We start from the raw sequence: 14,441 nt of genomic DNA, 5'->3' as shown, positions 1-14,441 counted from the left end.
CACCATGGACTCAAGCGTTAGCGGCATCGGTCATCCGAGCTGCGGGCAAGCGAATTCGGATTCCGACCGCGCTCCGGGCGATCCGGTGTCCGCGCGTTCGTCGCCATCCGGCCGGCAACCTCCGTCAGGCGTGCTAAGTCATTTGCCTTCCAAAAGCCCGGGCGCAACCGCCATCGCGCAACCGTCGCTCGCGATGCCGTCGCCAGGCGCGCCCGGCGCCGCGCGGGCGGCCGTCAAGCATGTCGATCCCGCCACACGTTCGGAAACGTGCGGCGACACGCGGCAACTGGCGGCGCTACAAACCACCGCCGCCAGACAGGTTCTGTACCAGCCGAGCGAGTCGCTGCGACACGAACTCGGTCAAGCCGCAAACAGTCTGCACCCAATCTACGCGGCGCTGGACGCCCAGGACAAGCAGGCCCTGGGGGCCCGCCTGTTCGGAGCGGAAGGATTGATGCCCGGTCGGTCCCCCAGCGCGTTGCTCGACGTGCTCAGTCGGGTCGGCCGGACCCCCGATCGTTCGTCCGCGCACGATCGAGCGATCGTCATCGCGCTCATGGGGGACATCGGCGCTCTGTATGCGGCGACCGGCGCGACCACGGGCACCGATCGCCTTCCTGAAGCGTCCGTACGACTTCGCGCGAACCTCTCCGAAAGGCTCGCAGAGGCAGGACTGGCTCCGCCGCCCCCCCGCTCCATCCAGAGTGTGCAGGAGGAAGGCGGGTCTCGCGCGGTCGGGCCGGACAAGACAGCCGAAAGAACCCGGCCGGCCGCCGCGCATTTCGATCGCACCGGCATACACAATCTGGGAGAGGACGCCGACGAGATCATTGGCGTTCCCCGTCATGCACGCATTCCCCCCACCCAATGGGATGTCGCCCATATTGCCGAGAATCGCGTCGACGGCACCGTCGAGCCTTTTGCCGGACACATGTCCGGATCGCCCGCGGAAATCCTGCAGACCTGGGACATGCTGCGCGGCGAGCCGGCCGAACGGCAATTCGTCGGAACGCTGCATACGCGCCTCGAGACGCGCGCCGAGCATCACGACCCCATGCAGGTGCATTCTCCCGCGCAGCAAGTGCAGCATCTCGCGCGCGCGGCGGGCGCATGCGCGTTCCTGGTCGGCCTCGGCTACCACAGCACGGTGGAAGTGATCGAGGGCGCGCTGACCTATCTCGGCCAATCCATGCGCCGCCACGACGTACTCGGAGCGGGCCAAAGAGACGCAGGGCATCTGTTCGGCCAGGGAGCGGCCACTGAACTGATGTCTGAATTGTTCCAGGGCCATCAACGCGTACCGGACCCGGCTTCTCCGAGGTTTCGATAAGCACGGTTGATCCGGTTCTCGGCCACCTGCCCCGCGGCCCCGCCGCCCCCTCGACCGATCCCTTCGCGACGCTCCTCGACGGCACGAACGCGGGCGGGGCGGACGCGCGGCGCGATATCCGTGCGGCATCCGACTTGCCGCCCGCGTGGCGCAGCCACGCCACGCGTTTCGCGCGACAGCCCGGCGTATGGCGGCCCGCTTGCGCGGTTGCGCGTCACCCGCGCGACACCGATCGCGCGTCAGGTCAGATCCCGCTGCCGTCCGGGAGCAATCGATACGACCGGCTGCAAACACGCCCGCCCCGGTCCGTCACGCCCCCTCGTCGTCGTACCCGCAACGGCCATCGCCGCTTGCGGCCGCCCCCCGTCGGCCGCGCCGATCCCGTCTGCGCGCCATGCGCCCCGATGCCGGCCGTTGACGTGTAGACGCAGCGTCGGAGCATCGGTCATTCCATCGCTCTCGCATCGTCAAAGAACGCGCGAGCGGGTGATTTGCTTACGCATAAAGATTGGTTCACGCGCACGCGTCGATTGCTTACGCTGCAGTCTCGTTCCACCTTCGCGAAAGCCATGAATCGTTCGATCCGCTACAAGGGCTATGAGGTCGCGCCCGCGGCGGCGCGCTTGCCGAACGGCCTGTTCGCCGCGAACCTCACGATCGAGAAAACCGGCCCGGCGCCCGCGCGCGCCTACTCGTTCGACGCCATCGATTTCTTTTTCGACGAAGAACACGCGCTCGCCTACGCGTTCCGCTGGGGACGCCTGTGGGTCGACTCCCACTGTTGAGCCTGTCGCCGCCGCCGGCCGGCACGCGCGGCCCCGACGGGCGGCGCCTGCGGCGACGGCCGCCAAAATACGTGATTCCTCGAGCTATGCAAGAATCGTCCGCTCCTGACATCACGATACCAATCAAGCCATGTCTGACACGCTGCGACAAGAGCAAGCGGCGGATCACGCTATGCGCAACTGGGTCCATGAGAGTCGAGGCCCCGTGCAAATCGGTTCCGACGCGCACAAGCAGATGTTCTGCAAGATGCTGCTCGATACCCACAACCCGTACAAGCCGGCCGTCATCGATTGGCCCGCCCTCCCCCCCGAAGCGCTTCAGCGCCTGACGTCGCTGCCGATCTGGGACATCGCCGTGCAGACCGAAGGGCGCGCGTCGATTCGCGTCGCGACGTTCGCGGCGACGGTGAGCGATCCGTTGCTGCGCGCCGCGCTCGACATGGACGCCGCGGAGGAAGCGCGCCACAAGGTCGTGCTCTCGAAGCTCGTCGAAGCGTACGGCATCCGGCTCGCGCGCGAGCCCGCGTATCCGGCGCCGAAGGACGCCGAATGGGCATGGATGGTCACCGGTTTCAGCGAGTGCATCGACAGCTTCTTCGCATTCGGCCTGTTCCGCTGCGCGCAGCGCTCCGGCTATTTCCCGGAAGAACTCGTCGAGACATTCGAGCCCGTGATCCAGGAGGAAGGCCGCCACATCCTGTTCTTCGCGAACTGGTTCGGATGGTACTGGCGCAACACGCGATGGTGGCGCAGGCCGTGGCTGTTCGCGCGCGTCGCCGCGGTATGGGCGTTCCTGATCTGGGAGCGCATCGGCATCGCTCGCGGCACCGACGTCGACGGCGTCGCGCGCGATGCGAATTTTCCGGCCAACACGGCGGCAACCGTCGGCGACGCACTGAATCCGCGCGAGTTGATCGAGCTGTGTCTTGCCGAGAACGACCGCCGGATGGCCGGCTACGACACGCGGCTGCTGCGGCCGACGATCGTGCCGCGGCTCGCGCGGTTCGCGCTGCGCTTCATCAGGAGATAGCCGCGCGAGATCGTGCGCGTCGCCACGCGTTACCGCGCCCGCGCGCGAGCGCGACGCCGTCCGCGCGCGGCGCATCACTCCCCGGTGCGCGACGGGCACCCTTTCGTTCCCTCGCCCCGCGCGCCCGGCGCTCGCATCGACGAGGCCGTCCGGCGCGAACAATGGCCGCCGCGCGAAGCGTGAGCGCCACGAAGTCCTTGCCTGTATTCAACGTGTCGAATCGCGCGCCGACACGTTGCGCCTTGTCTCGAACGCCGGACGCGACCGCCTGCCGGGGCGGCCCCTCCCTCATCGGCGCACATCGAAAGCTTGCTCAAAATTCGATATTTCGACTATTATTGAAACATGGAAACCGATCAGACCGTCGCCGCGCTCGCGGCACTCGCGCATGAGTCCCGGCTCGCCGTCTTCCGCGCGCTGGTGCAAGCGGGACCGCAGGGCCTGCCTGCCGGCCGGATTGCCGCGCTGCTGGACGTGCCCCCGTCATCGCTCTCGTTCCACCTGAAGGAACTCGCGCATGCGCGGCTCGTCACCAGCCGCCAGGAAGGCCGTTTCGTCTTCTATTGCGCGAACTTCGCGACGATGAACGGCCTGCTCGCATACCTCACGGAGAACTGCTGCGGCGGCAATCCCTGCTCGCCGGCGGCGGTGTGTTCACCAACCAGAGAGCATCAATCATGAAACGCTTCCACGTTCACGTCAGCGTCGCGAATCTCGCAGACAGCATCCGCTTCTATTCGGCGTTGTTCGCCGTCGAGCCGACCGTCGTCAAGGACGACTACGCGAAATGGATGCTCGACGATCCACGCATCAATTTCGCGATCTCGCAGCGCGGCGCAGCGCCGGGGCTCGATCATCTCGGCATGCAGGCGGAAGACGATGCCGAACTTGCGGAAATGCGCGCACGCCTCGACCACGCGGCCCTGCCCATCGACGAGCAGATCGGAACGGCATGCTGCTATGCGCGCTCCGACAAATACTGGACCGTCGATCCGCAAGGCATCGCATGGGAAGCGTACCGGACGCTCGGCGAAGTCCCGACCTTCGGCGAATCGCGCGCGGTGCAGGCCCCCGAGGCAAACGGCGGCACTCGCGCGCGCCGCGTCTCGTCGTGCGGCCAGCCGGCCAGCGCGCCGGCGAAATCCTCCTGCTGCTGAGCGTCGGCCAGCGAACGACAAGCGGACTGCGTCGATGACCACGAACATACTGATCCTCTGCACGCACAATTCGGCGCGCAGCGTACTCGCCGAAGGCATGCTCAACCATTGGGCCGCGAAGCTCGGCAAGGACGTGCGCGCGTACAGCGCCGGCAGCGCGCCGAGCGGGCGGCTCAATCCGTTCGCGCTGGACGCGCTGACGCGCGCGGGCGTCGAGGCCGCCGGCTACCGCAGCAAGAGCTGGGATGAATTCGCCGGCGACGGCGCACCCGTCATGCGCATCGTCATCACGGTATGCGACAGTGCTGCGTCGGAGACCTGCCCGTACTGGCCCGGCAGTCCCGTGAAAGTGCATTGGGGCTACGCCGATCCGTCGGATGCATTGGGCGGCGACGCGGGCAAGCGGCTCGCCTTCGAGCTCACGCGCCAGGCGATCGGCTACCGCATGCTGCAGTTGCTGATGCTGCCTCTCGATCGCATGAGCGATGCCGATCTCCAGACGGCCCTGACCGACATCTCGCAAAACTGACCATTCCGATGGCGGCCCGCCGAATCCGCGTGCCGCCCGCATCGCCGGAACCGATACCCGTCCATCGAGCCGCCCAATGAACTCCGCCAACGTCGCTCCGCCGGGAAAAACCGGCGCAAAGCCCGCCATCAACTTCTTCGAACGCTATCTGACCGTCTGGGTCGCACTGTGCATCGTCATCGGCGTCGCCCTCGGCCAAGCGTTCCCCGATCTGTTCCAACGCATCGGGCGAATGGAATACGCGCAGGTCAACCTCCCCGTGGGGCTGCTGATCTGGGTGATGATCATCCCAATGCTCATCAAGGTCGACTTCGGCGCGCTGCACGAGGTGCGCCGGCACATCAGGGGGATCGGCGTCACGCTCGTCGTGAACTGGCTCGTCAAGCCGTTCTCGATGGCCTTTCTCGGCTGGCTGTTCGTCAAGCAGCTCTTTGCGCCGATGCTGCCGGCGGCGCAGCTCGACAGCTACATCGCCGGCCTGATCCTGCTCGCCGCCGCGCCGTGCACGGCGATGGTGTTCGTCTGGAGCCGGCTGACGGGCGGCGATCCGCTGTTCACGCTCTCGCAGGTGGCGCTGAACGACAGCATCATGGTGATCGCGTTCGCGCCGCTGGTGGGCCTGCTGCTCGGCATGTCCGCGATTGCGGTGCCGTGGGCGACGCTGCTCACGTCGGTGGCGCTTTACATCGTCATTCCGGTGATCCTCGCGCAGATCTGTCGCAAGCTGCTGCTCGCGAACGGACGGGCGGCCCTCGACGCCGCGCTGGAGAAGATCGGCCCCTGGTCCATCGTTGCGCTGCTCGCCACGCTGGTGCTGCTGTTCGCGTTCCAGGGCGAAGCGATCCTGAAGCAACCGCTCGTGATCGCGCTGCTCGCCGTTCCGATCCTGATCCAGGTGTTCTTCAATTCGGCGCTCGCGTACTGGCTGAACCGCGCGGTCGGCGAGAAGCACAATATCGCCTGCCCGTCGGCGCTCATCGGCGCATCCAACTTCTTCGAGCTGGCGGTCGCGGCCGCGATCAGCCTGTTCGGCTTCAATTCGGGCGCCGCGCTCGCGACGGTCGTCGGCGTGCTGATCGAGGTGCCCGTCATGCTGCTGGTGGTGCGCATCGTCAACCAGACCAAACGCTGGTACGAGCGCGCTTGAGCCAACGCGGCAATCGACCCGTAACGGACATCGCGAGCCGATTCGTCACGCCCCGAATCGCGGGACATCGCGCGATACGCTCGCGACGATTCGCCGCTCGGGCGTCGAGCCGCACGCTGCACGCCGCCCCGCTGTGCCGATGTGCCGATGTGCCGCCAAGCTCCGCGCCGCCAGGCCGCCGGAGGCGTGGCGACCGGGTTGCCGCGACGAGCGTTTCCGTTCGCGACGCTCCACACCGCGAGCGCCACCCCACGCCGAACTGGATCTTGTCGATCCGAAATGGCGCGCCTCGGATTCGAGCGGCTTCATGCTCGCCATCCGATCGCGCGCATCCGATTCCGATCGCCGTCACACTGCCTGCCCCGTTGCCGTTCGCCCGGGCCGGCCCTCGACACCCGCCGCCGCTCCGCTGACCAGGCCGATCGCCTGACCGACGGCGAAGCCGCGATCATCGCGCGGCACCCGTCCGCGCCGACTGCCCGGATGCGTCAGACATGCCTCCACGCGCACGTTGACGCCCGATCGAACGATGTCGCGCTCACGCCACCGCGACCGATCGACGCACCCGCCGCAGCAAAGTCACGTTACGACGACCTGACGTTTTGTTAAAAAAGAGGCGTTCCTCGCATCGGAATCGGTAAGAACTGCCGTCCTTTTGCGTCCGTGCGGCTCGGCATGTTTGCGCGCGGCTGGGCGGGGCAATATGCGCTTGCGCGCGTCGTCATGCAGGTCTGGCTACATCGGTTGCTATTGTGCCCGCCCGCTCCGCTACGACAGCAATACGAAAGCATTGTGACAAAGCACATCTGCTTGGAAATGATTACCGACAATATAACGGCGACACGTAAATGAGCGAAAGACGTTTGGAAGGCATCTCTATTTTATGAACATTTCCCTCGCGGGATGAGCGAATGATCGGATCTCGCGGAACGCACCGCAGACGCCCGCCCCGCGCGGCAGCGCGCGAACCGGCCCGCCGACGAAGAAACAAATCCCATCGCACCCTTACGCCGAAAATCCCCACAAAAATAAAATAGCCACCGATTAAATACGTCAATTAATTCATTAACAAATCATCAAGAGCGATCCGCCCGACATCAAAACCAACAACATTACAAACAGAAAGAAAAGTGGGCGGCGCAAACGTTTTACGTGATACCGCAGTCTCATCCATCAATCACCTACCACACCCAGCGGCCCACCACTTCGCCACACCCCTTGCTACACGGACCGATGACAGACCGGGCGCCCCCTCAGATCAATCGTAATATCTATTAAATTAACAAAAATTAACCAACTTCGATATTCCTGTCTCAAAATATTTTTAACCATTTTCAACAATTAATTTTGCAATTCTTTTAAGTCCAATAAAGACCAATCAAATAGACTCCGCATACCAAATTAATCAGCGCGATCACGGGCCATCAGGCCAGACAAATAACACGACCGTGTTGCGCAGCCCTCGGAGGCCGTTTTCGTATGAATCGCTCGTACCGCTCTATCTGGAATGAAGCACTTGGCGCGTGGGTCGCCGCTTCGGAACTCGACTCGGCTCGCGGCAAGCCGAACAAATCGGTCGTGGCCGCCGCTGTCGCCGTCGCCGCCGCGCTGGTCATCGGCGTCCCGTCGCTCGCGAGCGCCAATACCATGATCCCCGGCAGCGTCAACGCGTTCGGCCAGTTCACGGTGCAGTCCTGCACGTCGAGCAGCGGCAACGCAACCGCCGGCCGCACGACGACGGGCAATACGAACGCCTACCCCGTCGATGGATCGGGCACCTACTCGACCGTCTCCGGCTGTAACTCGAGCGGCAACAATCAGCTCGCGGCGACGGTCTACGGCGCGTTCGCGCAAGTCACCAACACCGGCGGCACCGCGATGGGCTTTCTCAGCTCGGCTGCGCTGTGGGGCACGGCGGCCGGCCTCGAAACGACCGCGAGCGGCACCGCCGCGACCGCGCTCGGCTTCGGCAGCACCGCCAGCGCGCTGAACTCCGTTGCCATTGGCGGCGCGGGCGGCAACGGCACGACGCCGCTCTCGTACGCGAACTCGACGATCGCATCCGGCGCAGGCGCGATCGCAATCGGCAGCAACGCAACGAAGGGGGCGCAGGCGACCGCGCAGGACTCGATCGCGCTCGGCGGCCAATCGAGCTCGGCGGCGCAGTCGGGCGTCGCGATCGGCCGCGCGGCGACGGTCGGCACGAGCAGCACGAACGGCATCGCGCTCGGCGACAGCGCAACGGTTGCGGCAAACAGCACGAACGCGCTCGCGATCGGCTACCAGGCCAGCGCCGCCGCCTCGAACACGACCGCCATCGGCGCATCGAGCACCGCCGCATACGCGAACAGCGTCGCGATCGGCCAAGGCAGCAAGACGGGCGCGAGCGCGCCCACCGGCACCGGCTATCTGACGGGCACGGCGGCGCCGCTGTCCGAAGTGTCGGTCGGCAGCGCGACCGCCCTGCGCCGCATCACGAACGTCGCCGACGGCTCGGCGCCGCAGGACGCGGTGACGGTCTCGCAACTGAGCACCGGCATGAGCACGACGGCAAGCAGCATCGCGAGCCTGTCGACGTCGGCGTCGACGGGTATCAGTTCGCTGTCGACCGGCCTGTCGACCACCAACAGCTCCGTCGCTTCGCTTTCGACGTCCGCCTCGACCGGCCTGAGCTCGGCCAACAGCTCGATCGCTTCGCTGTCGACTTCCACATCGACCGGCCTGAGCTCGGCCAACAGCTCGATCGCTTCGCTGTCGACTTCCACATCGACCGGCATCGGCTCGCTCTCGACCGGCTTGTCGACCACCAACAGCAACGTCACATCGCTGTCCAGCGGTCTCAGCAGCACGAACAGCTCGCTCACCTCGCTGTCGACCTCCGCTTCGTCGGGCATCAGCACCGCGCAAAGCGGCGTCAATTCGCTGTCCACCGGCCTGTCGACCACCAACAGCTCCGTCGCTTCGCTGTCGACGTCCGCCTCGACCGGCCTGAGCTCGGCCAACAGCTCGATCGCTTCGCTGTCGACTTCCACATCGACCAGCATCGGCTCGCTCTCGACCGGCCTGTCGACCACCAACAGCAACGTCACGTCGCTGTCCAGCGGTCTCAGCAGCACGAACAGCTCGCTCACCTCGCTGTCGACCTCCGCCTCGTCGGGCATCAGCACCGCGCAAAGCAGCGTCAATTCGCTGTCCACCGGCCTGTCGACCACCAACAGCTCCGTCGCTTCGCTGTCGACGTCCGCCTCGACCGGCCTGAGCTCGGCCAACAGCTCGATCGCTTCGCTTTCGACTTCCACGTCGACCGGCATCGGCTCGCTCTCGACCGGCCTGTCGACCACCAACAGCAACGTCACGTCGCTGTCCAGCGGTCTCAGCAGCACGAACAGCTCGCTCACCTCGCTGTCGACCTCCGCCTCGTCGGGCATCAGCACCGCGCAAAGCGGCATCAATTCGCTGTCCACCGGCCTGTCGACCACCAACAGCTCCGTCGCTTCGCTTTCGACGTCCGCCTCGACCGGCCTGAGCTCGGCCAACAGCTCGATCGCTTCGCTGTCGACTTCCACGTCGACCGGCATCGGCTCGCTCTCGACCGGCCTGTCGACCGTCGCGACGACGACCAACAATCTCGGCAACAGCACCGCCGCGGCGCTCGGCGGCGGCGCGACGTACGATCCGGCCACCGGCACGATCTCCGCGCCGTCGTACACGACTTACAACGCGAACGGCACGACCACCGCCAACACCAGCGTCGGCTCCGCGATCGACAGCATCAACGCGAACGGGATCAAGTACTTCCACGCGAACTCGACGGGCCCGGACAGCGTCGCGACGGGCACGGACGCCGTCGCGATCGGCACGGGCGCGACGGCCGCCACGGCGAACTCGGTCGCGCTCGGCGCGAACTCGGTGACGGCCGCCGCCGTTCCCACCAGCAGCGCGACGGTCGGCTCGACCACGCTCGGCACGTTCGCGGGCAGCGCGCCCGCGGGTGTCGTAAGCGTCGGCGCGCCGGGCGCGGAACGCCAGATCACCAACGTCGCCGCGGGCCAGGTCACCGCAAACAGCACCGATGCGATCAACGGCAGCCAGCTCTACGCCGTGGCTTCGAAGCTCGACTCGGCCTCGAGCTCGATTTCGTCGCTGTCGACCGGATTGTCGTCGGCCAACAGCTCGATCACTTCGCTGTCGACTTCCACGTCGACCGGCATCGGCTCGCTCTCGACCGGCCTGTCCACGACCGACAGCACCGTCGCGTCGCTCTCCACGTCGACCTCAACTGGCCTGAGCTCGGCGAATAGCTCGATCGCCTCGCTGTCGACTTCCACCTCGACCGGTATCGGCTCGCTCTCGACCGGGCTCTCCACGACCGATAGCACTGTCGCGTCGCTCTCCACGTCGACCTCGACCGGCCTGAGCTCGGCGAATAGCTCGATCGCCTCGCTGTCGACTTCCACCTCGACCGGTATCGGCTCGCTCTCGACCGGGCTCTCCACGACCGACAGCACCGTTGCGTCGCTGTCCACGTCGACCTCGACCGGTCTGAGCTCGGCGAATAGCTCGATCGCTTCGCTGTCGACTTCCACCTCGACCGGTATCGGCTCGCTCTCGACGGGGCTCTCCACGACCGATAGCACTGTCGCGTCGCTCTCCACGTCGACCTCAACTGGCCTGAGCTCGGCGAATAGCTCGATCGCTTCGCTGTCGACTTCCACGTCGACCGGCATCGGCTCGCTCTCGACGGGCCTGTCCACGACCGATAGCACCGTCGCGTCGCTGTCCACGTCGACCTCGACTGGCCTGAGCTCGGCGAATAGCTCGATCGCTTCGCTGTCGACTTCCACCTCGACCGGCATCGGCTCGCTCTCGACCGGCCTGTCCACGACCGACAGCACCGTCGCGTCGCTCTCCACGTCGACCTCAACTGGCCTGAGCTCGGCGAATAGCTCGATCGCCTCGCTGTCGACTTCCACGTCGACCGGTATCGGCTCGCTCTCGACGGGGCTCTCCACGACCGATAGCACTGTCGCGTCGCTCTCCACGTCGACCTCGACCGGCCTGAGCTCGGCGAATAGCTCGATCGCTTCGCTGTCGACTTCCACCTCGACCGGCATCGGCTCGTTGTCGACGGGTCTCTCCACGACCGATAGCACTGTCGCGTCGCTCTCCACGTCGACCTCGACCGGCCTGAGCTCGGCCAACAGCTCGATTGCCTCGCTCTCGACTTCCACGTCGACCGGTATCGGCTCGCTCTCGACCGGCCTGTCCACGACCAACAGCACCGTTGCGTCGCTGTCCACGTCCACCTCGACAGGCCTGAGCTCGGCGAATAGCTCGATCGCTTCGCTGTCGACTTCCACCTCGACCGGCATCGGCTCGTTGTCGACGGGTCTCTCCACGACCGATAGCACTGTCGCGTCGCTCTCCACGTCGACCTCGACCGGCCTGAGCTCGGCCAACAGCTCGATTGCCTCGCTCTCGACTTCCACGTCGACCGGTATCGGCTCGCTCTCGACGGGGCTCTCCACGACCGATAGCACTGTCGCGTCGCTCTCCACGTCGACCTCAACTGGCCTGAGCTCGGCGAATAGCTCGATCGCCTCGCTGTCGACTTCCACGTCGACCGGTATCGGCTCGCTCTCGACCGGCCTGTCCACGACCAACAGCACCGTTGCGTCGCTGTCCACGTCGACCTCGACCGGTCTGAGCTCGGCGAATAGCTCGATCGCTTCGCTCTCGACTTCCACGTCGACCGGTATCGGCTCGCTCTCGACCGGCCTGTCCACGACCAACAGCACCGTTGCGTCGCTGTCCACGTCCACCTCGACCGGCCTGAGCTCGGCGAATAGCTCGATCGCTTCGCTGTCGACTTCCACCTCGACCGGCATCGGCTCGCTGTCCACCGGCCTGTCCTCGACCAACAGCACCGTCGCGTCGCTGTCCACGTCCACCTCGACCGGCATCGGCTCGCTGTCCACCGGCCTGTCCTCGACCAACAGCAATCTCGCTTCGCTGTCGACTTCCACCTCGACCGGCATCGGCTCGCTGTCCACCGGCCTGTCCTCGACCAACAGCACCGTCGCGTCGCTGTCCACGTCGACTTCGACCGGCATCGGCTCGCTGTCCACCAGCATCAGCTCGATCACGACGAACACGACGAACCTCGGCAACAGCACCGCCGCGGCGCTCGGCGGCGGCGCGACGTACGATCCGGCCACCGGCACGATCTCCGCGCCGTCGTACACGACTTACAACGCGAACGGCACGACCACCGCCAACACCAGCGTCGGCTCCGCGATCGACAGCATCAACGCGAACGGGATCAAGTACTTCCACGCGAACTCGACCGATCCGGACAGCGTCGCGACCGGCGCGAACAGCGTCGCGATCGGCCCGAACGCGGTCGCGAACATCGACAACTCGGTCGCGATCGGCAACGGCGCGACGACGTCGGCGGCCGTGCCCGTCGCGTCGGCGACCGTCGGCGGCCTCACGTTCGGCGGCTTCGCGGGCAGCGCGCCCGTCGGCGTGTTCAGCGTCGGCGCGCCGGGCGCGGAACGCCAGGTCACGAACGTCGCCGCCGGCCGCATCTCCGCGACCAGCACCGACGCCGTCAACGGCAGCCAGCTCTATGCGACCAACAGCAACGTCGCGTCGCTGTCGACCGGCCTGAACACGACGAACAGCAATCTCGCGTCGCTGTCCACGTCGACTTCGACCGCCATCGGTTCGCTGTCCACCGGCCTGTCCTCGACCAACAGCAATCTCGCGTCGCTGTCCACGTCGACCTCGACCAGCATCGGCTCGCTGTCCACCGGCCTGTCCTCGACCAACAGCACCGTCGCGTCGCTGTCCACGTCCACCTCAACCGGCATCGGCTCGCTGTCCACCGGCCTGTCCTCGACCAACAGCACCGTCGCGTCGCTGTCGACGAGCGTGACCAACATCAACACGCAGATCACGTCGCTGTCGACGTCGATCACGAACAACGTGATCCAGTCGCTGCCCGCGAGCACCGGCGTCGCCGCCGACATGAGCGCGCCGAAGGCGGCCACGCCGTCGGTCACGGCCGGCTCGAACTCGGTCGCGATCGGCTCGGGCTCGACCGACGGCGGCCGCTCGAACGTCGTGTCGGTCGGCAGCGACACGCAGCAACGCCAGATCACGAACGTCGCGGCCGGCACCGAAGGCACCGACGCGGTCAACGTCAATCAGCTCAATGCCGTGTCGACTTCGATGACGCAATCGCTGTCGAACCAGCAAACGCAGATCAACAATCTCGGCTCGCAGCTGAACCAGACGCAGCAGCAACTGCAGCAGACCGACACGATGGCCCGCCAGGGGATCGCGGCGGTCGCGGCGATGGCGTCGATTCCGCACATGGACCGCGACTCGAACTTCGCGATGGGCGTCGGCACGTCGTCATTCCTCGGCCAGAAGGCGATCGCGGTCGGCATGCAGGCGCGCATCACCGAGAACCTGAAGGCGTCGATCAACGGCGGCTTCTCCGGCAATCAGAAGGTGATCGGCGCAGGCATGCTCTATCAGTGGAAGTAACGACGACGGGCCGGCGCGGCGACGGGGAACGTTCCGCGGCGCAGCCGGCCCGCGCCGCCCGCGCCGCGCCGCCGTGGCCGGCGCGGGCCGCCCGGAACGGCGAACGCGCCCGATTCGCGTGCGTCGTTTCCACACCAGCTTGGAGAAACACGATGAAGCACATCGCAGCAATGGGATTGACGACGCTCGCCGCGTTCGCCGCACTCGCAGGATGCAGCGCGTCGAGCGGGCCGACGTACACGGTGACGCAAACGAGCCTGCCCGATCATCCGAACGCCTATCGCGTCGCATGCGGCGGCGTTTTCGGGAAGTACGACACGTGCACGAAGATTGCCGCGCGCGTGTGCGGCGATCGCGCCGTCGAGACGCTCGAGCGCGCCGCCGACTATCGCGGCGACGGCCGGCGCAGCGAGCCGTCGAGCCTCACGTTCGACTGCGCGGCGACGCAAAACGTCGCGCCGTCGGATCAGTAAGCCGGGGCAGTCCGCGCGGCAGGCGCGGCGCAACGCCGCGCGCGGGCCGCAACCGGTGCCGCGCGCGTCGATCGACGCGCGCAATCGCCCTGACGCCGGGCGACGGGCCGCCGTTGATGCAGTCGCCGCGGCCAGCGCCCGACCGGCCGCGAGTCGCCCGGCCATCCGCGTTCGATTCCGTGTCCGCGTTCGATTCCGCGCCGGCGCCGATTCCAACCGGACCTCCATTCCGATCCCGGTTCGATCGAACTTCGATGCGCCGCCGCTCCCTCCTCGCCCCGGCCCCGCCCCCTCTCGCCGAGCCTCGTTCCGCCGGCTCCGCTCGCGCTTCGATCCTGCGGGAAATTGCGATATCGTTCGAATCTCGAAACGCCCGGCCTCGACCGTCTCCCGAGTCGGCGGCCGGCCGTTCCTCACCGATTCCCAGAACGCA

At 66.4% G+C, this 14,441-nt stretch carries 9 protein-coding genes; all 9 read left to right on the top strand.

What is annotated here, in order from left to right:
• The first annotated feature begins 142 nt into the window (after positions 1 to 142).
• Positions 143 to 1,330 (top strand): hypothetical protein, encoded by a 1,188-nt coding sequence (locus BTH_RS05010; protein ID WP_223297106.1) that lies wholly within the window; start codon positions 143 to 145, stop codon positions 1,328 to 1,330.
• A 569-nt stretch (positions 1,331 to 1,899) separates the two neighbouring features.
• Positions 1,900 to 2,115, top strand: a complete 216-nt coding sequence (locus BTH_RS05005) for a hypothetical protein (RefSeq protein ID WP_009896379.1) — start codon at positions 1,900 to 1,902, stop codon at positions 2,113 to 2,115.
• Between the two features lie 130 nt (positions 2,116 to 2,245).
• Positions 2,246 to 3,145, top strand: a complete 900-nt coding sequence (locus BTH_RS05000; RefSeq protein WP_025370228.1) for an aminomethyltransferase — start codon at positions 2,246 to 2,248, stop codon at positions 3,143 to 3,145.
• Between the two features lie 345 nt (positions 3,146 to 3,490).
• A complete protein-coding gene (locus BTH_RS04995; RefSeq protein WP_009896374.1) occupies positions 3,491 to 3,826 on the top strand; it encodes an ArsR/SmtB family transcription factor in 336 nt (111 codons plus the stop codon).
• On the top strand, positions 3,823 to 4,302 hold the full coding sequence (locus tag BTH_RS04990) for an ArsI/CadI family heavy metal resistance metalloenzyme (protein WP_009896373.1): 480 nt from the start codon (positions 3,823 to 3,825) through the stop codon (positions 4,300 to 4,302). The genes BTH_RS04995 and BTH_RS04990 overlap by 4 nt, the downstream gene beginning before the upstream one ends.
• 34 nt (positions 4,303 to 4,336) lie before the next feature.
• The gene (locus BTH_RS04985; protein ID WP_009896370.1) at positions 4,337 to 4,831 is read left to right on the top strand and encodes an arsenate reductase ArsC; all 495 of its coding nucleotides are present in this window, start codon (positions 4,337 to 4,339) and stop codon (positions 4,829 to 4,831) included.
• A gap of 76 nt (positions 4,832 to 4,907) precedes the next feature.
• On the top strand, positions 4,908 to 5,978 hold the full coding sequence (arsB, locus tag BTH_RS04980) for an ACR3 family arsenite efflux transporter (protein ID WP_009896368.1): 1,071 nt from the start codon (positions 4,908 to 4,910) through the stop codon (positions 5,976 to 5,978).
• A gap of 1,479 nt (positions 5,979 to 7,457) precedes the next feature.
• Positions 7,458 to 13,535, top strand: a complete 6,078-nt coding sequence (locus BTH_RS33215; RefSeq protein WP_011401085.1) for an ESPR-type extended signal peptide-containing protein — start codon at positions 7,458 to 7,460, stop codon at positions 13,533 to 13,535.
• Between the two features lie 152 nt (positions 13,536 to 13,687).
• Positions 13,688 to 14,008 carry a hypothetical protein gene (locus tag BTH_RS04950; protein ID WP_009896354.1) on the top strand — a complete coding sequence of 107 codons (321 nt, stop codon included), beginning with the start codon at positions 13,688 to 13,690 and terminating at the stop codon, positions 14,006 to 14,008.
• The last annotated feature ends 433 nt before the right edge of the window (positions 14,009 to 14,441 follow it).

Origin of the sequence: Burkholderia thailandensis E264 (assembly GCF_000012365.1) — a bacterium.
Classification (GTDB): domain Bacteria; phylum Pseudomonadota; class Gammaproteobacteria; order Burkholderiales; family Burkholderiaceae; genus Burkholderia; species Burkholderia thailandensis.
Note: the sequence above shows the minus strand (reverse complement) of the source record. Positions and strands in the feature narration are given on the sequence as shown.

Bases quoted from the DNA above. Each gene is read 5' to 3' on its own strand.
- BTH_RS33215 (WP_011401085.1), top strand. From the start codon at position 7,458: ATGAATCGCTCGTACCGCTCTATCTGGAATGAAGCACTTGGCGCGTGG.
- BTH_RS04990 (WP_009896373.1), top strand. From the start codon at position 3,823: ATGAAACGCTTCCACGTTCACGTCAGCGTCGCGAATCTCGCAGACAGC.
- BTH_RS05005 (WP_009896379.1), top strand. From the start codon at position 1,900: ATGAATCGTTCGATCCGCTACAAGGGCTATGAGGTCGCGCCCGCGGCG.
- BTH_RS04995 (WP_009896374.1), top strand. From the start codon at position 3,491: ATGGAAACCGATCAGACCGTCGCCGCGCTCGCGGCACTCGCGCATGAG.
- arsB (WP_009896368.1), top strand. From the start codon at position 4,908: ATGAACTCCGCCAACGTCGCTCCGCCGGGAAAAACCGGCGCAAAGCCC.
- BTH_RS05000 (WP_025370228.1), top strand. From the start codon at position 2,246: ATGTCTGACACGCTGCGACAAGAGCAAGCGGCGGATCACGCTATGCGC.
- BTH_RS04985 (WP_009896370.1), top strand. From the start codon at position 4,337: ATGACCACGAACATACTGATCCTCTGCACGCACAATTCGGCGCGCAGC.
- BTH_RS04950 (WP_009896354.1), top strand. From the start codon at position 13,688: ATGAAGCACATCGCAGCAATGGGATTGACGACGCTCGCCGCGTTCGCC.